Consider the following 19,404-nt stretch of genomic DNA (forward strand, 5'->3'; position numbering starts at 1 on the left):
TCAGGCCCCGCCCTTCGGCTCGGCGGCCACGTTGACCGCCATGCCGCCGGCGGTGAAGCACTTCTGCGCCTCGGGGTCGCGGGCGTCGAAGTCGTTGTTCTTGAAGCCGCCCTGGATGAAGGCCATCAGTTGCTCCGGGGTGTAGTCGGCGCCGACCAGGCCGGCCTTGACCAGGCAGCGGACGACGAGCTCGCGCGGGTCGGCGAGCAGCCCGGGGTTGTCGACCTGGGTGCGGTAGAGGGCTTCGATGCTCATCAGCCCGGCGTTCTTCGCGCAGATGCCGGTGTCGTTCAGGTACTTGTCGATGTCGGCGAGACCGGCCGGCGGGTCGATCCGGTAGAAGCCGTTGGCCTCCTTGGTGTAGGTCTCGGTGACGCCGGAGTCCTTGGCGCACTGCCGGTACCGGCTGAACGCCTCCTCGTAGTCCGTCGCGGTGATCTTCCCGTTGGCGATGGCCCGGTCGAGAGTGGCCTTCTCGAAGTCGGACGAGGCCCGCGATCGCGCTTCCTTGAACTGGTCGATGAGTGGCTTGAGCCGTTCCCCGCTCTGCGGCGGCTCGCCTTTCTGCCCGACCTGCGTCTGGGACTGCCCGTCCGGTTGCTGGCGGTTTCCCGGCGCCGTTTCATTGTTCGCCTTTTCGGCGCCGCATGCCGTCACCCCGAAAAGGGTGATCAGGGCAAGCGCCGACCCGAGACCGATTCGTCTCATCCTGTGCTCCTGACAATGAAAGGGGCCATGGCCACGCGGGAAAGCGTGGCCATGGCCGCTAATGGAGTGCGGCGTCTACCGGAAGTCGGCGCGCGCCGACCAGGTGCTCGCGGTGCCCGCGTCCGCGAACGCCCACGAGTTCTCGGTGTACCACCCGGACAGCGCCGAAACGCCGCCGTGCTGGGCGTACGACCTGCTCTGACGCGGGTCGCCCTCGGTGTGCGCCTCGGTGTAGGAGTACGCCGGCCCGATGTCGTAGTACCACGACACCGCTGCCTGCGCCGGGCTCGCCACCGTCAGAGCGGCGATCGACGTGGCAGCCACAACACCCGCGGCCGCCAGCATCGAGGTGATCTTGTTGCGCATTCCTGCTCCTCTCGAGCGGGCTCGATCCGGTTTCATCAACCGGTCGTAGCACCGTGTGAGAGACCCCGGTGAACCGATTCTGCGATCGATCCCCATCGCTCCCCGAGAAGTAGCATCCGGGACGGTCATAATCGCCTGCGTAATCACGCAATAACGTGTCCCACATCGGTGTCCGATCAGTCACCGGAACCACCGCCGGTGCTGCCGGGAACCGATTGCTGAGGGTCCGCGGAACCGGGAACCCGGTAGTCCTCCCCCGGTTGCGCGGCCCGGCCGATGGTCTGCCGGACCGTGCCGTCGCCGTCGGCGGAGACTCTGATCTCCAGGGAACACGGCTCGGGGTCGCCGGCGCAGACGAGCCGGCTGGTGACCCGCATGCCGCCGTCGCCGCCGGCTTCGAGCAGCATGCCCACCATCGACGGCGGGACCGGCACGAGGACGATCTCGACATCCCGGCCGACCGCCTGGAATCCCTGCTCGTAGAGGGCGCTGTCGGCCAGCGGGTCCTTGATCCGGGCGACGAACTCGCCGCCCTCCTTCTCGATCTCGATGGCCGCGTTGGCGTACGAGGTCGCGGTCCCCGCTCCGTCCGGAAGCAGGCTGGGCCCGACCACGACAGCGAACGTCATGGCCGCGGCCACGGCGAACCGCCTGATCCGCCGGCCCACCGGCGATCGGCTAGATCTCTCCTCCTCGGCGGGGGTGAACCGGCCGTCGACGATCGCGGCCATCAGGTCGCGAGCGGGGCCGGACCGGTCGTGACCGGTGAGTTCGTCGTCGGTGACCCGGGCCAGCCGTGCCACCTGCCGGTCCACGTCCTTCGCCGGGCTCATCGAACACCTCCTCCTGACAGACTGTGCAGATCGGACACGATGCCGGCGGAGGCCAACTCCTTGGCCAGACGCCTGCGGGCCCGGTGCAACCGGATCCGCACCGCGTTGCGGGAACAGCCGAGGACCGTGGCGATCTGCCCCGGGTCGAGCCCTTCCCAGGCGACCAGCGACAGCAGTTCCCGGTCGCTGTCGGGCAGGCCGCGGAAGATCGCCGCGACAGTGCCGAGGTCGGCGCTGTCCTCGGCGCTCGGTTCGTAGAGGGTGGCGACCTCCGAGGCGAGGACCTTCGGGAGCAGCCGCTGACGGGTCGCCCCGCGACGCTGGTTGGCCAGGACGTTGCGGGCCACCCCGTACAGCCAGAGCCGGGCCTGTTCGCCCGGCGGGATCCGGTCGAGATGGCGCCAGGCGACAGCGAAGATCTCCGCCACCACGTCCGCGGCGTCCTCCGGAGTGTCGCAACGCCGCGTGGCATAGCCGAGCAGATGGTGGAACATGCCGGTGTAGAGCGTCTCGAAGGCGGCCGCCCGCTCATCGCTCATCGGACGTGCCCTCCTCGCTGCCGCTTCATGTCCCGACACCCCATACATGTCGGGAAGGCCGCCTGCATTTCAGCTTCGGTGCCACTCTCTCGGGCGCCGCCTGATCAGAGCGACCAGTTCCGGGCCCTCGGCCCCGCGCAGCAGGGCCGTGTGCATGCTGGCGAGCATCGGAGCGTCCAGGCCGGTGCTCTCCACGAGGTGGTGCTGAGCCCGCCGGAATGTTTCGACGGACGCTTCGATCCGCCGGCCGATCAGGGTCTCCGCGGCCATCAGCTGCAGCCACGGCATCTCCCGCGTCGGGTGCGCGGCGGTCATCACCCGCAGCAGCGGCAGCGCGTCGCCGGGCCGGTCCAGGGCCAGGTATCCCTCGACGATCGCCTCCTCAGCCTGGAACCGCAGATCCTCCAGGTCGACGGCCTCGATCTCCAGGCTGGGGATGTCCCGGACGCCGGACAGCGCCTCGGGCCCGCGCCACAGGTACAGTCCACGCTGGACGGTGTGCACGGCCTCCAGGATCCGGTTGTCGGCGAGCTGCCGCCGGCCCTGCTGCACGAGCGCGCGGAAGACCTCGGCATCGATCTCGACGTCCCGGTCCGCGAGCCGGTAGCCGGGCAGGTCGCTCTCCAGCGCGGTCCGGCCGATCAGCAGCCGCAGCGCCCGGATCTGGTTGCGGACCATCTGCACCGCGCTGTCCGGTGGCGCGTCGTCCCAGATCCGCCGAACCAGTTGCTCGGCCGCGAGTGGCGTCTCGCGGCCCACGGCCAGCAGGGCCAGCACCTTTCGCAGCTGGGCGGGCAGGCTGCGGTGGTGCTGACCGCCCGCCGTGATGGATACCGGCCCGAGTAGGTGGACTGTGAACGTTTTTCCTGCCTGAGCATGCATTTCGTCCCCCGCCCCTTGAGGTGCGTAGATCACTTTGCAGCGGATTCGTGAATCAACGATTCCGCCGGAACTCCAGCGCCCTTGATGTCTATACGCCCTGGTCCGAGGCCCTACGCTCCCCGCGTTCACCGCGGGCGCGAGCCGACATGGATTTACGGGCGTCGAACTCATAATGGTTCGCACGGCGGACCGAAGGGAAGGAGCCCCACACACCGAAGCAGCATATGTGAGTTCTATTACAACTCATCGGCAGACCAGAATCGATCTCGTATTGGCGCCGGTAAGGCGTACAAGTATTGCGATTATTAATCGGCGACCGGTCCCGGCGACCGCGGCGGGCAGGACCGCCCGGATCACGGCGGGAGCGTCGCCCCGGCGAGACCGGGCACCATGGCAGCGAGCAGGGATGACGGGGCACCCGACGACCGAATTTGAACAGGACCGTGGCGGACTGTCCGCGGGCGGTCAGAGGGGCAGACGGACGCGGACGGTGGTCCCGGTCGGCTGGTTGTCCTCCAGCGCGATCGTTCCACTGTGCAATCGCGCGATCGTACGCGCGAAGCTGAGTCCCAGGCCGTTGCCGGGGATGCCGTGATGCCGGACGTTGCCGGCCCGGAAGAACCGGTCGAAGACCCGCCCCTGCTCGCTGGTGGGCGTGCCGATGCCGCGGTCGCTGATGTGCAGTTCGGCGTGGTGGCCGTCACCGTGCAGACCTACACGGATCTCGGCGCCCGCCGGGCTGTACTTGACGGCGTTGGACAGCAGCTCGTCGAGGACCTGCCGCAGGCGGCGGGGGTCGCCGGGCACCCACAGGGCGTCGGGCAGGAGCGAGTGGAGGCGGACTCCCGCGTCGGCGGCGGCCAGCCGGATGCCCGCGACGGCGTCGGCCACCACCGTGACCAGGTCGACGCGCTCGATCGTCAGCTGATGGTGGCCGCTCTCCAGGGCGGCCAGGTCGAGCAGGGCTTCGACGATCCCCCGCAGCACCTCGGTGTTGCGCACGACGGTGTGCAGCATCTGCTGTTCGTCCTCGCCGCGACCGGGGGCGTCCTCGGCGAGCATGGTGACGTTGGCGGCGATCGAGGTCAGCGGGGTCCGCATCTCGTGACCGACCAGGTCGAGGAAGTCGTCCTGGGCGCGGGTCAGCTGCCGGGCCAGCTCCCCGGCCCGGCGGAGCGCGACGTAGACCCCGACCTGCGTGGCGACCCCCTCGACGAGCAGGGTGAGCAGGTCCTCGTGCACCTCGACGAACCCGGCGTAACAGGTGAGCACGCCGAGCAGCGTGCCGCCGTCACGGACCGGGACGGCCAGGACGGTGCGGATGCCATGACGGACGCAGAGGGCGGCACGGCGCTTCTCGTACTCGCCGGTCAGCTCGCGGCACCGGCTGATGTCGGGCACCCACATCGGCTTGCCGGTCTGCCACACCCGGCCGGTCACGCCGCAGCCCTTGACCGGGAGGTGACCGAAAAAGCCGTCCGGCTCGGCGCCGGACGAGCTGTGATGCCCGGCCGCCCGCAGGTCGCCGGTGCCCTCGTCGACGATGAACAACTCGGCGAACGGCCACCCGAGGGCCGCCGTCACCGCGCTCAGCACGCCCGGTGCGGCCTCGACGATCGAGTCCGACGATGTCAGAGCCCGCTCCACCTCGGCATGGCAGGCGGGGAACCGTTCCATCCGGCGCAGGAGGGTGACCTCGTGGACGACGGCGACCGCGCCGAGCCGGCGGCCGTCACGGCCGGTGATCGGCTGCGCCGTCGCGGCGAACGCCCGGGTCCGCCGGCCCGGCGGCTTGACGAGCACCTCGAGGGCGGCGACGTGTTCGCCGTGCCAGGCGCGCATCAGTGGTGTCCGGTCCCCGGACAACGGCCGCATCTGCGAGTCGTACAGGTCGGTGGGCGGCAGGTCACCGGGCACCGGCGCACCCTCGGGGTGATCGTGGACGCGGCGCAGCGCACGGTTGATCACCTTGATGTGACCCGTGTCGTCGCACGCGATCACGCCGACCGACAGGCTGTCCAGCAGGGCGGTCAGGAAGCCGGCGTGCCGTTCCGCGGTGTCCTCGGCGGCGGCCTGCGCGGACAGGTCGGTCAGGAAGACCGCCGCCAGCGGGCCGGCGGCGCCGACCGTCACGGTCCATGCGGCCCGCGTCCGGATGGCGTGCCCGTCGCGGTGCCGCACGGTGAGGTCGCGCCGGGCCGCCGGCCCGGGCCCGGCGGCGAACAGCCGCCCCAGCGCCTCCTCGATCGGCTCCCCGCCGCACTCGGGCCGCAGCGTGTCCGCCAGCGGCAGGCCGCACGCCTGAGCGGCCGGAAACCCCAGGAGCTCCTCGGCCGCACGGTTGAAGTCCCGGATCCGCCCCGCCGGGTCCACCGCGATGAACGCCTCCTGAACGGTGTCGAGCAGCGCGGCGCTGTCGAGCGCCTGCGCCTGGGCCGGGCCGCCGCCGTGCGTGTGCGGGGCGGTGAAGAGCGCGGCGACCTCGGTCAGGGTGGTGGTGTCCTCGTCGGTCCACGTGCGCGGCCGGGTGTCGAAGACCATGAGGGCGGCGGGGGGCCGCTCCCCGCGGCCACCGGCCGGCACCGCCAGCAGGGCCTTGATCCCGTAGCCGGTGATCGCGGGCTCTCCCGGCGCGCCGTCGTGGAACAGGTCGGCGGGCTGGACGCCGGTCCCGTGGACCACCACCGGATCCGACGGCGCACGGAGATCGTCGCCGGTCGGGACCGGCGGGAATCCGTACGACCCCAGCCGCCGCTGCCCCGACTCACCGGCCAGGGAGATGGCCGCCATCGGCGCTTTCAGCAGGCAGGCGGCCAGCCTGCACAGGCTGTCCACCGGCACCGTCACGCCGGGGCGGAGCGCATCGTCCAGCATGCTGGTCATCACGGCAGCATCGCCAATCATTACTATTCAAAGCATTAAACCTTTTTAACAAGGTACGCCACATAAGTACCAAATCGAAGAGCGGTGGGACGGCTGTCGAGCGCCCCCGGCCCCCCGTCTCCCCATGTGGGAACCCGTCTCCCTATGCGGGAATCGGTGAGGCGGGCGGCGGCCGTGCCCGGAGAGAATCAACCTCATGATCAGTGCTCCGATGAGCCATCGACGCAACGTGGCGGCGCTGGGCGCGCTGATGCTGGCGGCGTTCTGCTACCTGACCGTGGAGACCCTGCCCGTCGGGCTGCTGCCGGTCATCGCCACCGACCTCGGCGTGTCCCTGCCGTCGGTGGGGCTGCTGGTCACCGGCTACGGCCTGACCGTCGCGATCTTCTCCCTGCCGCTGACCAGGCTGGTTCGCCGGGTGCCGCGCCGCCGCCTGATCAGCGGACTGCTCGCCGTGTTCGTGGCCGCCACCGCCGCGACCGTGACCGGCGGCTATCCGGTGCTGCTCGGCGGGCGGGTGGTGACCGCCCTCTCGCAGGCGGTCTTCTGGTCGGTGGCCGCGCCCGCCGCCGCGGCGCTGTTCCCCGCGCGGATGCGCGGGCGGGCCGTCGCCGCGGTCTTCGGTGGCGCGTCGATCGCGCCGGTCCTGGGCGTGCCCGCCGCCACCTGGCTCGGCCAGCAGGCCGGCTGGCGGGTGGCGTTCCTGGCCGTCGCCGGGCTGGCCCTGGTCGCGATGGCCGGAGTGGCGGTGCTGCTGCCCGCCGGCGAGCCCGGTGACGGGCACGCCGCCGCCGGGTCCGCACCCGACCCCCGCCGGTTCCGGCTGCTGCTGGTGGCCACCACCCTGACCATCACCGGCGTGTTCACGGCGTACACCTATCTGACGCCGTACCTCACCGACGTGGCCGGGTTCCCGTCCGGCTCGGTGAGCCTGCTGCTGCTCGTCTACGGGGCGGCGGGGCTCGGCGGGGTGGTGCTGACCGGCTTCCTCGCCGACCGGGCCGCGCGGCTGTCCGTACTGCTGCCGGTGGGTCTGCTCGTGGTGGTCCTGCTCGGCATGTTCCTGCTCGCCGCCTGGCAGGCGGCGGTGGTGGCGCTGGTGGCGCTTTGGGGTTTCGCCATGCCGCAGGTGCCGTCGGCGATGCAGAACCGGGTTCTGGTGGTCGCGCCCGGCGGCACCGATCTGGCCTCGGCGATGCTGTCGTCGGCGTTCAACGCGGGGATCGCCGGTGGCGCCCTGCTGGGTGGGGTGCTGCTGCCGCACACCGGGGTCCGCGGTGACTACCTGGCCGGTGGGCTGCTGGTGGCCGCCGCGTTCGCCGTGCTGGCCGCCGAACCCGTCCTGGCCCGCTCCCGGCCCGCCGGTGCGGCCGCCGCCCGCCCGCAGCTCAGTCCGCGAGGCCGGTGAAGGCGACCACCTTCTCGATGTGCAGGCGGACCAGCAGCTCGCCCTCCACGGCGTTCCGGGCCCCGTAGCGTTCGGCCAGGTCGGCCCCCATGTAGCGGTGCGCGATGCGGGTGGACCAGATCAGCATCTCGTCGAGGTCGGTGCTGAGCGTGGCCTCGCCACGGACGGTGACGAACGCGTACGGCGGGTGCTCCTCATCGACGCTCAGTGCCGCCCGCGGGTCGCGGGCCAGGTTGCGTCCCTTGACCGAGGCCGCGTCGGTGTTGAACACCAGGTCGTCGCCGTCGAGCACGAACCACACCGGCACGACGTGCGGCGAGCCGTCGGCCCGGACGGTCGCCAGCTTTCCGGTCCGGGTTCCGGCGCCGAGGAACGTCTGCCATTGCGCCTTGCTCATCGCTTCCGCCATGCCCGCCATTGTGCCCGTCGCCCGAGGTTCGCCTCCGAAAGCGCCGATCTTGCACCGCCACGGGTGGCGGGTCAGCCGACGGCGAGGCGGCCGATCATGGAGTGCGCGGCGGCGGTGACCAGGGCGCGGTCGTAGCTGACGACGAACTCGAACTGCCGTTCCCGGTCGGGCCCGGCGTCGCCGAGATCGCGGGCCATCAGCGCCGCCGAGGTGTGCGCCCCGAGCACCACGACGGTCCATTCGGTGGCCATCGGGTCCTGGACGGCGAGGGCGGCGCCGCGGACCCCGGGCGCCGGCGACACCGGCATGTCCACCCCGAGCGCGGCGACGAACGGGAGGTGGGCGGCGAGTTCGGTGAACCGGAGCATGGTGGACGGCCGGAAGAACTGGACGTGCTCGAAGGCGGCGAGCAGGATCGGCGGCACCGCCGCCTGCAGCGCCATCATCTCCAGCGTCTTGGACACCGGCACGAGCAGGTCTTTCGGCGCGTAGCGGACCCGGCGGCCGGCTCCGATCAGTTCGTACGGCGTGGCCTGCAGGGCCGCGCCGATCGGCTGGGCGGTGAACCGTTCGGGCCGGAACGTCGCCGGCGGAAACCACCGCTCGCCGCGGCTCCACAGCCAGCCCTGCCCGAGGGTGGCGCCGAGCACGAGCGCCCGGGTCAGGTCCTCGGCGCTCTCGATCCCCTCGGCGACCACCTCGGCGCCGGCCTGTTCGGCGTAGGCACGCACCGCCCCGGCGACGGCGACGGTGGCCGGGTCCTTGACCGTGCGCAGCAGCCCGAGGTCGAGCTTCACCACCTCGGGGCGCAGCAGCGGGATGAAGGCCAGGGATTCGGGGCGCACGCCCACGTCGTCGAGGGCGATGGCGCAGCCCGCGGCGCGCAGCCGCTCGGCGCCGGCCAGCACTCCGGCCACGTCCTCGGCGAGGGCCCGCTCGGTGATCTCGACGACCACCTGGACGTGGGGGGCGCGGGTGGCGAGGACGTCGAGCACGACGTCGGTCCGGCTGGTGAGCGTGCTCGGTTCGAGGTTGACGAACAACGTGACCGGGCGGCCTTCGGACAGGTGCGCCGCGTCGGCGAGCGACGCCCGCAGCGACGCTCGTTCGAGGTCGGCGAGCCGCCCGGCGGCCCGGGCGGCGTGGATCATCTCCATCGGCGACTGCCAGCCGGACTCGGCGGGCGCCCGCAGCAGCGCCTCGAAGGCGACCACCGCGCCGGTGTCCACGTCGACGAACGGCTGGTAGACGCAGTACACGCCGCCGTCGCGCAGCAGGGTGTCGAGGCTGACCTTCGTCTGGATGGCGCTCACCTGTGAATTATCGGCATCCTGGCCGTGGATCTTCCGGTGATCGGCGGGACAATCATCAGGTGGACACGCAATGGCTGACACCGGGGGAACTGGCGGCCTGGGTGCGCTTCATCGGTGTGGTCGAACTGCTGCCGGGTGTGCTCGACGGCCAGTTGCGCCGTGACGCTCAGCTCACGCACTTCGACTACTATGTGTTGTCGCAACTGTCCGAGGCCCCGGCGCACACGCTGCGGATGACGGCGCTGGCCGAGCGCACCACCGCCTCGCTGGCCCGGCTGTCGCATGTCGTGCAGCGGCTGGAGTCGCGGGGGTTGCTGGAGCGGTTCCCGTGCCCGCAGGACCGGCGGGCGACCAACGCCCGGCTGACGGCGGACGGCTGGCGCAAGGTTCAGGAGAGCGCGCCGGGCCACGTGGCGACGGTCCGGGAGCACGTGATCGACGCGCTGACGCCGGAACAGGTCGTCCAGTTGTCGGAGATCAGCGATGCCATCCTGCGGCGGCTGGAGCCGGGAGACGACCGGACGGCGACGTACCGGCGCTATGACCCGCCCGCCGTGTGACCCTCCGCATAGCTTGAAACTTCAATAGTTGTTGCTTCAAGTTCCGTGTGGTGCCATGGTTGTAGCTACAACCAATTGCTTCGGAGGTCGTCATGACACACGTCAGCATCATCGGCGCCGGGAACATGGGCCAGGCCCTCGCCGGCCTGATCACCAAGGGCGGGCACACCGTCGAGTCGGTGAACAGCTCCGACACCGCCAAGCCGGTCACCGGCGACATCATCGTGCTGGCCGTCCCCTACGGCGCGGTCGGCGACGTCATCGCCCGGCGCGGCGAGCAGCTCGCCGGCAAGATCGTCGTCGACATCACCAACCCCGTCGACTTCGCCACCTTCGACGGCCTCACCGTCCCGGCCGACAGCTCCGCCGCCACCGAGATCGCCGCCGCCCTCCCCCGGTCGGTCGTGCTCAAGGCCTTCAACACCAACTTCGGGGGTACGCTCGTCGCCGGCACCATCGGCGGCCAGCCCACCACCGTCCTGATCGCCGGCGACGACGCCGACGCCAAGGCCCTGCTCACCGGCGTGATCACCGATGCCGGCCTCAAGACGGTCGACGCCGGCGGCCTCAAGCGCGCCCGCGAGCTCGAAGCCCTCGCCTTCCTCCAGATCACCCTCGCGGCCGGCGAGAAAATCTCCTGGGCCGGCGGCTTCGCCGTCACGAACTGAAGGGCCGGCTCCGTGAACAACACCATGCTGCGTGACCTGACCCTGCTCGTCACCCGGGTCGCCCTCGGCGTCGTCTTCATCGCCCACGGCTGGCAGAAATTCGACGAGTGGGGCCTCGACGGCACCGCCGCGGCGTTCGGCCAGATGGGCGTCCCGCTGCCGACGGCGAGCGCCTGGTTCGCCGCGATCATCGAACTGGCCGGCGGGGTCGCCCTGATCGCCGGGCTCGCGGTGCCCCTGGTGGCGCTGCTGCTGGCCGTCGACATGATCGGCGCCCTGCTCATCGTGCACGCCGGCAACGGCGTCTTCGTCAGCGCCGGCGGTTTCGAGCTGGTCCTGACCCTGGCGGCGGCCGCGCTGCTGCTGGGCGTCTCCGGCGCGGGCCGGTTCAGTGTGGACCGGCTGGTCGCGCCCCGGCTGCCCGGCAACCTCACCCGGCGGACTACCGGGGCCCGGGCCGCCCGCTGAGAAGCAGGCCCAGGGTGGAGCGGCGCAACCCACGCGGGATGCGCCGGGCGGTCCGGCGGCTCGGGTCCACCTCGTCGAGGTGGGCGTGCAGCCGCGGGTCCACCCACGGCCCGCCGGTGTAGAGGAGGCCACCCGCGATCGATTCGCCGTCGATCCCACGCCGCACCAGCCGGGCGTACGCCGGGCCGAGCCAGCACCAGGCCGGCGGCCGCGGCGGCAGTCCCAGCCAGTCGCCCATCGGCGCGAGGTACGGCTCTCCGGGCCGCCGTGAAGGACGCCGCGGTCGAGGATCCAGCCGCCGGACACGGCCTGGCCGTAGGCGCGACGAAACCCGTCCTCACCCGCCTTGTCGAACCGGCCACGCAACGGTTCCACGTCACCGAACCGGCGGGGCACCGCCTCGGGCAGATGCCGCCGGGCGGCGGGTCACGATGTCGGGGGCGTGACCGGCACGCTCGCACCACCGCACCGTCACGACGTCGACCTCACGTTCCGCCACGGGCCCGTCGTATCAGCCGGCCGGCGATAGACACCGGCGGCCGTGGGGTAGGGATGGGCGGTGACGATCGACGCGCCCGCCGCCCGGACCACCCCACCGTCGGCCTGGGCGCCGCTGCGCGTCGCGGCCTTCCGCGTTCACCGCGGCGATGCAGGCGGTGCGCCGCGGCCGGATGCGGACATCTGACCTGGCTGCCAGGCCGGGCGGACGCGCCGCCGCAACGGCGTCACGGTCTCGTAAAGCCCGGGCGCCGGTCCCGTAAAGGACCGGCTCCGCATGGAGGAACACGAATACGATCCCGGCCATGGGGGATGCATGGACGACGATGCGGCGCGGGTGGGCCGCGGCCGTCGCCGCGCTGGCCGCGCTAGCGCTGACCGGATGCCAGCCGAGCGATGCCGCGCGGCGTCGATTCCTGCCGGGTATCGCGAAGATCGGCGACTCCTACCAGGTCTTCGCACCGGTGTGCCCCGGCGAGAAGATGGTCGAGATCAGGGTTTACCGCGAGAAGTCCGCAAGGGACGAATCCCTGGACCCGGACGTCTGGTGGCAGGCGGCCGGGCCGAGGTCCGCGGACGGGCCGGGTGAGGTGGTCGTCCTGGGCGAGGACGGCCCGTTCACCGACATCGCCGTGCCGGCGGGCGGCGACCCGTCGACCCCGGACCTGCCCGCCACGTTCAGCGTCCTCATGACATTCACCGATCTGCTCGGCAATGGCGGGAGCGGCGGCTTCGAGCCCGTGCCGGCCGGCATTCCGCAGTACCCGGCCGGGACCGATCCCCGGCAGGTGCGGTACCTCACGCGGCAGGAGGGTGGCCTGGTCAGCCCGGAGGAACTGCGCAGCGGCTCCGACTGCCGGACCAGGCGCGGCACGATCCCGGCCGCCCCGACGGCAGCGCCCGGACAGCAGCCGCCCGGGTCGTTCCGGCCCGGCGCCGCCGAGCGCGTGCAGCGGGCGACGCTCGGCCCGGGCGCCGGTGGCCGGCTGCCGTCGGCCGAGCGCGATCCGAGGTACATGGAGGACGTCGCCTCGCACGTCTGCGGCAATGGCCCGCGGTCCGGCGCGCTCGGCACGGCCTTCGGGCGGGAACGGCTCTGGCGGGACGAGGGCGTCGAGGTGCGGCAGTTCACCGGGGCGTACGGCACGATCACCGCCGCCGAGGCGATCGGCCAGGTGGACGGCGTGCTCCGCGGCTAGTCACCGGCGCGGCATCACGTCGGCCAGAGGGCCGAACCGATATGCCGCATCAATCGGCAAACATCGATAGAAAGGAGGTCTCCCGTATCCCCCATCCCCGGAGGAAGCAATGCTGCTCCGCAAATTCGCGGCGGCCGTCTTCGCCGTCCTGGCCGTCGGCGGCGTCCAGGCGGCGACCGCCGCGCCCGCCGCCGCGGCACCCCGAATCCTCTACTACGACGCCAGCCAGGCCCAGGAGTTCCGGTCCGTCGTCGACCAGGGCGCCCAGATCTGGAACAGCCGGGTCGCCAACGTCCGCCTGATGCCGGTCACCGCCGGCCGGACCCCCAACATCCGGGTGTACGCCGACAACGGCTGGCCCCGCGCCCAGACCACCTCACTGGGCAACGGCCGCTGGTACATGGGCCGCCAGGCCGTCAACCAGGGTTACCACCCGCCGCGGATCGCCGCGCACGAGTTCGGTCACCTGCTCGGGCTGCCCGACCGGCGAACCGGCCTGTGCGCCGACCTGATGTCCGGCAGCAGCGCACCGGTCAGCTGCACCAACCCCAACCCGAACACCCGTGAGGCGGCCACCGTCAACGCGAACTTCGCCACCGCGGCCGCTGTGCCCGCGCAGGCGTTCGCCTGGAGCGGCAGCGAGCGCTAGCCGGGCGGAACACCGAGTTCGCGGGCCAGGGCGGCCGGTGGGAGCCCGGCCAACTGGACGGTCTCTCGGCTGAGATGCGCCTGGTCCGCGTACCCGGCACGCAGCGCCAGCTCACCGAGGCCACCCGGCGCGGCCCTTTCCAGCAGGCCGAGGAACCGGCGGAACCGCAGCACCCGGTGCAGGGTCTTCGGGCCGTAACCGACCGCCGCGGTGAACCGGCGCCGCAACTGCCGGTCGCCGAGGCCGACGTGCGAACCGAGCTCGTGGACCCGCACCCGCGGGTCGTGGAGCAGCCGCACCGACTCCAGCGTCGCCGGGTCGGGTGGCCGCTCCCCCGCCAGAGCGCCGGTCAGCGTGACGAGCCGGTCCAGCGCCTCGGCCGGCGACAGCATGCCGGGCAGGCGGCGGGCGGCGGCGGGACGCAGATCCACCAGGTCGACGCGGCGGTCGCGGACCTCGTCGAGCGGCAGCCCCAGCAGGGGGCCGCCGGCTCCGGGCCGCAACCGCACGCCCACCAGGGTCCGCCCGGCCGTCATCACCGCCGGCATCGGCCCGGTGTCCGGCCCGGCCAGGAACGCGCCGCGGTCACTCTCCCAGATCAGGTCGACACAGCCGTCCGGCAGGACCAGCGCCGCGCGCCGGGTCTCGGTGGCCCGGCGCCGCCACAGGCACACCACGGCACCGCGCAGCGGCGCCGGCGGCGGCCACTCCGCATAGGTCGTCACCACGGCATTATCGCGCGTGTCCGTTTCCTTCAAGACGGGCGCCGGACGGGCCGCCTAGGGTCGCCACATGACCGAAGACGACCCCTTCCTGGCCGCTGACCGGTTCCTTCAGCGTGAGGGCCGCCTGCTGGAGCGCCGCCTGTTCGCCACCCTCTATCAGGGCGCGTCACCGGACGGCGTGGTGGACGTGCTGCGCGGCTACCGCAACGACGACGGCGGTTTCGGCCACGGGCTGGAACCGGACAAGCGCTGCCCGGCCAGCCTGCCCATCGATGTCGAGGTGGCCCTGCAGGCGCTGGCCACGGCCGGCGCGGCCGACCCGGGCCTGCTGGCGCCGGCATGTGACTATCTGAGCCGGGTCGCGGCCGAGGCCGGCGCCGGAGGTGCGGTGCCCCTGGCGTTTCCGATCATCGAGCGGTTCCCGCGGGCCGCCCACTGGACGGACTGGACGTACGCGCCGAGCGTCAATCCGACCGCGGGCCTGGCCGGCCACCTGCATCAGCTCGGTTTCGACCACCCGTGGCGGGAGGACGCCACCGGCTGGTGCTGGCGGCAGATCGAGGCCGGGACGCTGCCCGGCGAAGTGCACGGGCTCGGCGAGGTGCTGGTGTTCCTCGGCCACGTCCCCGACCGCGAGCGGGCCGGCCGGCACGCCCCCGAGGTGCTGAAGCAGATGGCCGCCACCACGATGTTCCACGCGATGCCCCGGCCCGGCGAGTACGGCCTGACCCCGCTGCACGTGGCTCCCACCGCCGACGCGCCCTGGCGGGGGCTGTTCGACGACACCCAGATCGAGGCGCACCTGGACCACCTGGCCGGGGCGCAGCTGCCCGACGGCGGCTGGCCGGTCACCTGGGAGCCGCCGGGCCAGGCGTCCCTGATGGACTGGCGTGGGATCGTCACCCTGCAGGCGCTGCGCACCCTCACCTCGTACGGCCGCCTGTCCCCCACCGCGGCGGCGTGAATCAGTCCAGAGTGTCGATCAGCAGCACCGAGGCGTCGTCCTCCCGTTCACCGAGCGGGGTGATCTCCATCAGCAGGTCGGCGAGCTCGTCCAGGCCGGCACCGGGATTGTCGGTCAGCACCCGGTGCAGGCAGTCGATGCCGTCGTCGATCGGGCAGGTCCGGGTCTCGATCAGGCCGTCGGTGTAGAGCACCAGCCGGCTCCCGGCGGGCAGCCGCCGGGTGTGGGTGCGCCGGGTCACCCCGCGCAACGCGCCGAGCAGCGGCCCGCCGAGGGCCAGCTGGGTCACCGTGCCGTCCGGCAGCACCACGGTCGGCGGCAGGTGGCCGGCGCTGGCCCAGGTGAGGGTGTGGCCGCCGTCGGGTTCGGCGGTGAGGTAGGCGACCAGCGCGGTGGCGATGCCCTCGACACCGAGCGCCTTCACGGCCCGTTCGAACCGCTGCAGCAGCGCCGACGGGTAGTCGTAGCGGTCCACCAGCAGGGTCCGCAGCATGCTGCGGTAGTGGCCCATGGTCGCGGCCGCGGTGACGCCGTGCCCGGCCACGTCCCCGATGACCACGGCCATCCGGGTGTCGTCGATGCGGACCGCGTCGTACCAGTCGCCACCGACCAGGTCGCTGCGGCCGGCCGGCACGTACCGCGCGGTCATCCGCACGTGGTCGAGTTCGGGCAACGGGCTCAGCAGAGCCTTCTGCATCGTCTCGGCGGCCGTGCGCCGGTCGTCGTACTCGGTGGCCCGCAGCAGCGCCTGCGCGACGTAACCGGAGAGGGCGGTCAGCACCGCCTGCTCGGCCTCGTCCGGCGAGTAGGGCTGCCGCCAGCAGAAGGTCAGCGACCCGATCGGCCCGTGCACGCCCGGCAGCGGGACGCTGACGGCCGCCTGCCACTTCATCTCGGCGAAGGTGTCCAGCGCGTCCGGCGTCTGCTCCGCGACCGCCGCGAGATCACGCAGGATGACGGTACGGCCGGTGCGGGCCGCCAGTCCCGAGGGGGTTCGCACGTCGCCGCCGTAGTGGGCCCACCGGTCGGCGAGGTGCCCCGGCAGCAGCCGGCCCGAGGCGAGCTGGATCGTCCCGCCGGCCTCCAGCCACGACACCCCGACGTAAGCCGGGTCGAGACTGCCGATGACCAGGTTGCGGACGGTCTCGACGACGTCGTCGGAGCTGGCGGCGGCGCCGAGCGCGGCGCTGGCCCGCAGCAGCAGCCGGCTGCGTTCGGCCACCAGGTGGGCCCGGCCCTGGCCCTCCGACGCCACCTGGCGCTGCTGTTCGGCGTGGTAAGACGCGATCCGGAGCTGAAGGCTGTCCGAGCAGGCCGCCGCCAGATCGGCGAGCAGCGCCGTCTGCTGCTCCGTCCACTGCCGCGGCTCGTGGTCGATGGCGCACAGTGAGCCGAGGACCCGCCCGTCCGCGTCCAGGACCGGCATGCCCGCGTAACCGACCACACCGAGATCCTCGATGGCGAGGTTGCCACGCACCCGCGGGTCCTCACGCGCGTCGGTGACGATCAGCGGCTTCGCGGTCTCGACGACATGCTTGCAGAACGAGTGGCTCAGCGGCGTCTGCCGGCGACGCTGCCACGGCTCGCCCAGGCCGTAGGCGCCCGGGAAGAACTGCCGCTCGGCGTCGACCAGCGAGACCAGGGCCACCGGCACGCCCAGCACGGTCCGCACCAGGGCGGCGAACCGGTCGAACATCGGATCGGGGATCGCGCCGAGGCCGGTGCGCAGCAGTGCGGCCAGGCGTTGCCCCTCCGCGTCACCGACCGTCATCATCGCCCTCCGCACTCATCCCGGCGACAATGCCATACCCACTGAGCCGGTAGTACATCGGTCGAGCGGGCGACGGGTCTAGACGACGGTGGACACCTGCGTCGAGGCACGGCCCCGGCCGTGGCGTTTGGCGTGGTAGAGGCTGCGGTCGGCGTCGTTGAGCAGGGCCGGCAGCTCGTGGCGGCCACCGTGATGGACGCCGATGCTGACCGAGATGGTGAGCCCGTCCGCCACCTCGTCCCACGGGTGGGTGCGCACCGCGTCGAGGATGTGCTGCGCCCGCGCGCCGGGCACCTCCGGCTGCACGTCGGCGAGGATGACCACGAACTCGTCACCGCCCAGCCGCGCCGCCAGGTCGGTCGGCCGGACGTGGGCGGACAGGATGTGACCGAGGCGGGCGAGGACCACGTCGCCGACGTCGTGGCCGAAGTTGTCGTTGACCGCTTTGAAACGGTCGACGTCGATCATCATCACGGCGTACGACGTCCCGTCGACAGCGGCGAGGTAGGCCTGGTAGCCGCGCCGGTTGGCCAGGCCGGTCAGTTCGTCGACCACGAGATCGCGGCGCAACTGTTCGTGGTCGCGGCGGCGCCGCTCGACGGCGATGGCGTCGCGCATGCCGGACATCCGGTCGACCCGGTCGTTCCAGCGCAGCCGGGCGAGCTCGTCGCCGTACCGGATGGCGGTGGGGTTGGTCCCCGGCCGTTTGGCGATGAGGCTGAGCCGCAGCAACTGGGTGCAGGTGGGCAGGGGCATGCCGGGATCGTCGGTGGCGGCTTCGGCGAGCCGGGCGGCGCGGTCGGCGTCGCCGGCCCGGGCGGCCGAGATGGCGGCGCCGAGGGACGCGATCCGCTCCTCGGTGGGCGTCGCGGCGCGGCCGGCGAGGGCGGTCAGCAGGTGCCGGCTGCCGTGGAGCTGGGTGACCCAGACCGGCGGCCAGGCGTCGTCGGTCGGATCGCCCACCGCCGACAGCAGCTCGCCGGCGCGGGCCGCCGCGGCGTCCCACTCGCCGATGGCGGCGAGGCAGGAGGCCCAGTCGAGAGCGAGGTCGAACGAGTTGATGGCGACGACGCGCCACTGCCGGCGGACGGTCTCGGCCCATCTGCCGCCACCCTCGCCGGCCAGGGCCTGTGCGGTGAGCTCGTAGTAATCCAGGGCGAGTTCCCAGAACCCCAGCTCGTGGGCCACGCAGGCGACCTCGATCAGGGCGCCGGCGCGGTGCACCACCGGCGTGGCCGGGTCGTCGTCGTCGAGCATCACGACGGCCTGCACGAGCAGAGCCGCCGCCGATTCGCCGGCCGTGGAGGTGCGCCGCCGGGTGGCGCGGCGGGCCGCTTTGACCGCGATCGCGAGGGCGAGCAGCGCCGTGTCGCCGAGGAGCACCGCCGTGTCCAGCATCGCGTCGGTGTGCGCGGTGCCGTCGCGGCCGTCCTCCAGACAGGCCAGGGAACGGGCGAAGTGCAACAGCAGGCGTACGTCGTCCCAGCCTCGTGCCCTGGCCCGCCGGTCGGCGGCCTCGACCCGCGCGGCGTCGTTGTGGCCCTGTGCGGCCTCGACCAGCAGGTACGCCTGCTCGATCGCCGCCTCGTGGTCGGCCACCTCAGCTTCGTCGGCGGGCACGCACCGAATCTAGCCCGCCCGGGCCAATGACGCGTGCGCCATCCCAGGCTCGTGGACCGGCGAAGGCGCGCGATGATCAGCGGACCGCGCCGGCCTCGGCTCGCCGGTGCTGCCGTCCGCGGCCCCCGGCCGACGTTTGCGGTGATCGGCCTCGGGGCAACCGCGCCCCCATGCCAGGCTGGGTGCAAGCGGGAGCGTGGGGACTGCTGGCCGGATCGGCGCTGCTGATCGGCGCGGCGGTGGGCTTTCTGGCGCCGGTGCCGCGCCGGGTGATCGCGTCGGTGATGGCGTTCGGCGCCGGGGTGCTGCTGTCGGCGGTCGCGTTCGAGCTGATCGGCGAGGCTCACGAGCAGGCGGGCCTGCCGCCCACCGTGCTCGGCGCGCTGGGTGGGGCGGTCGTCTACACCGGATGCAACGTGCTGCTGGCCCGCCGCGGCGCGCGTCACCGTAAGCGGTCCGGCGAGCAGCAGCCGTCCGAGAACGAACAGGGCGGCTCCGGTACGGCCCTCGCGCTCGGCGCCCTCCTCGACGGCGTCCCGGAGTCGATCGTCATCGGGACGAGCCTGCTGAGCGGGGGTCCGGTCAGCGTCGTCACGGTGGCGGCGGTGTTCGTCAGCAATGTGCCCGAGGGCCTGTCCAGCGCGGCCGGGATGCGCCGGGCCGGCCGCTCGAAGGCGTACGTCCTCGGCCTGTGGTCGGGCATCGCGCTGGTCAGCGGGATCGCCGCGGTCGCCGGGTTCACCCTGCTCGGCGGGTTGTCCGCGGCGGTGCTGGCCGCGATCACCGCGTTCGCCGGCGGGGCGATCCTGGCGATGGTCGCGGACACCATGATCCCGGAGGCGTTCGAGGAGGCCCACCTGCTGACCGGGCTGATCACCGTGGCGGGCTTCCTCGTGGCGTTCGCCCTGTCCCAGACCGGCTGAGCCGCTGTCGCCGAGCGG

Annotated in this window: 21 protein-coding genes; 9 read left to right on the forward strand and 12 right to left on the reverse strand. The window is 72.4% G+C overall.

The window, feature by feature from the left end:
• The 6 genes from QLQ12_RS12585 to QLQ12_RS12610 form a co-directional block, all read right to left on the reverse strand.
• Positions 1-708, reverse strand: coding sequence for a hypothetical protein (locus tag QLQ12_RS12585; protein WP_282759608.1), 708 nt, complete (start codon positions 706-708; stop codon positions 1-3).
• A 75-nt stretch (positions 709-783) separates the two neighbouring features.
• Positions 784-1,074, reverse strand: coding sequence for a hypothetical protein (locus QLQ12_RS12590; RefSeq protein ID WP_282759610.1), 291 nt, complete (start codon positions 1,072-1,074; stop codon positions 784-786).
• A gap of 176 nt (positions 1,075-1,250) precedes the next feature.
• Complete coding sequence (locus QLQ12_RS12595; protein ID WP_282759611.1) at positions 1,251-1,907, reverse strand: hypothetical protein; 657 nt, start codon at positions 1,905-1,907, stop codon at positions 1,251-1,253.
• Positions 1,904-2,446 carry an RNA polymerase sigma factor gene (locus QLQ12_RS12600; RefSeq protein ID WP_282759612.1) on the reverse strand — a complete coding sequence of 181 codons (543 nt, stop codon included), beginning with the start codon at positions 2,444-2,446 and terminating at the stop codon, positions 1,904-1,906. The genes QLQ12_RS12595 and QLQ12_RS12600 overlap by 4 nt, the downstream gene beginning before the upstream one ends.
• A 69-nt stretch (positions 2,447-2,515) precedes the next feature.
• Positions 2,516-3,223, reverse strand: coding sequence for an AfsR/SARP family transcriptional regulator (locus QLQ12_RS12605; protein ID WP_282759614.1), 708 nt, complete (start codon positions 3,221-3,223; stop codon positions 2,516-2,518).
• 570 nt (positions 3,224-3,793) lie between these two features.
• The gene (locus tag QLQ12_RS12610; protein ID WP_282759616.1) at positions 3,794-6,211 is read right to left on the reverse strand and encodes a sensor histidine kinase; all 2,418 of its coding nucleotides are present in this window, start codon (positions 6,209-6,211) and stop codon (positions 3,794-3,796) included.
• Between the two features lie 211 nt (positions 6,212-6,422).
• On the opposite strand from QLQ12_RS12610, the gene QLQ12_RS12615 reads away from it, so the two are divergent.
• A complete protein-coding gene (locus tag QLQ12_RS12615) occupies positions 6,423-7,619 on the forward strand; it encodes an MFS transporter (protein WP_282759617.1) in 1,197 nt (398 codons plus the stop codon).
• Here the strand turns inward: QLQ12_RS12615 and QLQ12_RS12620 are convergent.
• Positions 7,600-8,028 carry a PPOX class F420-dependent oxidoreductase gene (locus tag QLQ12_RS12620; protein WP_282759619.1) on the reverse strand — a complete coding sequence of 143 codons (429 nt, stop codon included), beginning with the start codon at positions 8,026-8,028 and terminating at the stop codon, positions 7,600-7,602. The two genes, QLQ12_RS12615 and QLQ12_RS12620, sit on opposite strands and share 20 nt — an antisense overlap.
• 71 nt (positions 8,029-8,099) lie before the next feature.
• On the reverse strand, positions 8,100-9,341 hold the full coding sequence (locus QLQ12_RS12625; protein ID WP_282759620.1) for a sensor domain-containing phosphodiesterase: 1,242 nt from the start codon (positions 9,339-9,341) through the stop codon (positions 8,100-8,102).
• Between the two features lie 59 nt (positions 9,342-9,400).
• On the opposite strand from QLQ12_RS12625, the gene QLQ12_RS12630 reads away from it, so the two are divergent.
• The 3 genes from QLQ12_RS12630 to QLQ12_RS12640 all read left to right on the forward strand — a co-directional run bounded on the left by QLQ12_RS12630 (position 9,401) and on the right by QLQ12_RS12640 (position 11,037).
• Complete coding sequence (locus QLQ12_RS12630; RefSeq protein WP_282759621.1) at positions 9,401-9,901, forward strand: MarR family winged helix-turn-helix transcriptional regulator; 501 nt, start codon at positions 9,401-9,403, stop codon at positions 9,899-9,901.
• A 92-nt stretch (positions 9,902-9,993) separates the two neighbouring features.
• Positions 9,994-10,569 (forward strand): NADPH-dependent F420 reductase, encoded by a 576-nt coding sequence (locus QLQ12_RS12635; protein WP_282759622.1) that lies wholly within the window; start codon positions 9,994-9,996, stop codon positions 10,567-10,569.
• 12 nt (positions 10,570-10,581) lie between these two features.
• On the forward strand, positions 10,582-11,037 hold the full coding sequence (locus QLQ12_RS12640) for a DoxX family protein (protein WP_282759624.1): 456 nt from the start codon (positions 10,582-10,584) through the stop codon (positions 11,035-11,037).
• Here the strand turns inward: QLQ12_RS12640 and QLQ12_RS12645 are convergent.
• Positions 11,012-11,275, reverse strand: coding sequence for a hypothetical protein (locus QLQ12_RS12645; RefSeq protein ID WP_282759626.1), 264 nt, complete (start codon positions 11,273-11,275; stop codon positions 11,012-11,014). The two genes, QLQ12_RS12640 and QLQ12_RS12645, sit on opposite strands and share 26 nt — an antisense overlap.
• Positions 11,276-11,596: 321 nt before the next feature.
• On the opposite strand from QLQ12_RS12645, the gene QLQ12_RS12650 reads away from it, so the two are divergent.
• The 3 genes from QLQ12_RS12650 (at position 11,597) to QLQ12_RS12660 (ending at position 13,383) form a co-directional block, all read left to right on the forward strand.
• Positions 11,597-11,722: a hypothetical protein gene (locus tag QLQ12_RS12650; protein WP_282759627.1), complete on the forward strand. Its 126-nt coding sequence runs from the start codon at positions 11,597-11,599 to the stop codon at positions 11,720-11,722.
• A 118-nt stretch (positions 11,723-11,840) separates the two neighbouring features.
• Positions 11,841-12,734: a hypothetical protein gene (locus tag QLQ12_RS12655; RefSeq protein WP_282759628.1), complete on the forward strand. Its 894-nt coding sequence runs from the start codon at positions 11,841-11,843 to the stop codon at positions 12,732-12,734.
• A gap of 109 nt (positions 12,735-12,843) precedes the next feature.
• A complete protein-coding gene (locus tag QLQ12_RS12660) occupies positions 12,844-13,383 on the forward strand; it encodes a snapalysin family zinc-dependent metalloprotease (protein ID WP_282759630.1) in 540 nt (179 codons plus the stop codon).
• On the opposite strand, the gene QLQ12_RS12665 is transcribed toward QLQ12_RS12660, so the two are convergent.
• Positions 13,380-14,108: a helix-turn-helix domain-containing protein gene (locus QLQ12_RS12665; protein ID WP_282759632.1), complete on the reverse strand. Its 729-nt coding sequence runs from the start codon at positions 14,106-14,108 to the stop codon at positions 13,380-13,382. The genes QLQ12_RS12660 and QLQ12_RS12665 overlap by 4 nt on opposite strands.
• Positions 14,109-14,175: 67 nt before the next feature.
• Here QLQ12_RS12665 and QLQ12_RS12670 point away from each other — a divergent pair, with 67 nt between their 5' ends.
• On the forward strand, positions 14,176-15,072 hold the full coding sequence (locus tag QLQ12_RS12670) for a hypothetical protein (RefSeq protein WP_282759633.1): 897 nt from the start codon (positions 14,176-14,178) through the stop codon (positions 15,070-15,072).
• A 1-nt stretch (position 15,073) separates the two neighbouring features.
• On the opposite strand, the gene QLQ12_RS12675 is transcribed toward QLQ12_RS12670, so the two are convergent.
• Together QLQ12_RS12675 and QLQ12_RS12680 are read right to left on the reverse strand one after the other, a co-directional pair.
• Entirely contained in the window at positions 15,074-16,846 is a 1,773-nt protein-coding gene (locus tag QLQ12_RS12675) for a GAF domain-containing SpoIIE family protein phosphatase (protein ID WP_282759634.1), read from the reverse strand.
• Between the two features lie 75 nt (positions 16,847-16,921).
• Positions 16,922-18,463: a GGDEF domain-containing protein gene (locus QLQ12_RS12680; protein ID WP_282759636.1), complete on the reverse strand. Its 1,542-nt coding sequence runs from the start codon at positions 18,461-18,463 to the stop codon at positions 16,922-16,924.
• Positions 18,464-18,633: 170 nt separating this feature from the next.
• On the opposite strand from QLQ12_RS12680, the gene QLQ12_RS12685 reads away from it, so the two are divergent.
• Entirely contained in the window at positions 18,634-19,386 is a 753-nt protein-coding gene (locus tag QLQ12_RS12685; RefSeq protein WP_282759638.1) for a ZIP family metal transporter, read from the forward strand.
• The last annotated feature ends 18 nt before the right edge of the window (positions 19,387-19,404 follow it).

It is taken from the genome of Actinoplanes sandaracinus (assembly GCF_030009775.1).
GTDB lineage: Bacteria > Actinomycetota > Actinomycetes > Mycobacteriales > Micromonosporaceae > Actinoplanes > Actinoplanes sandaracinus.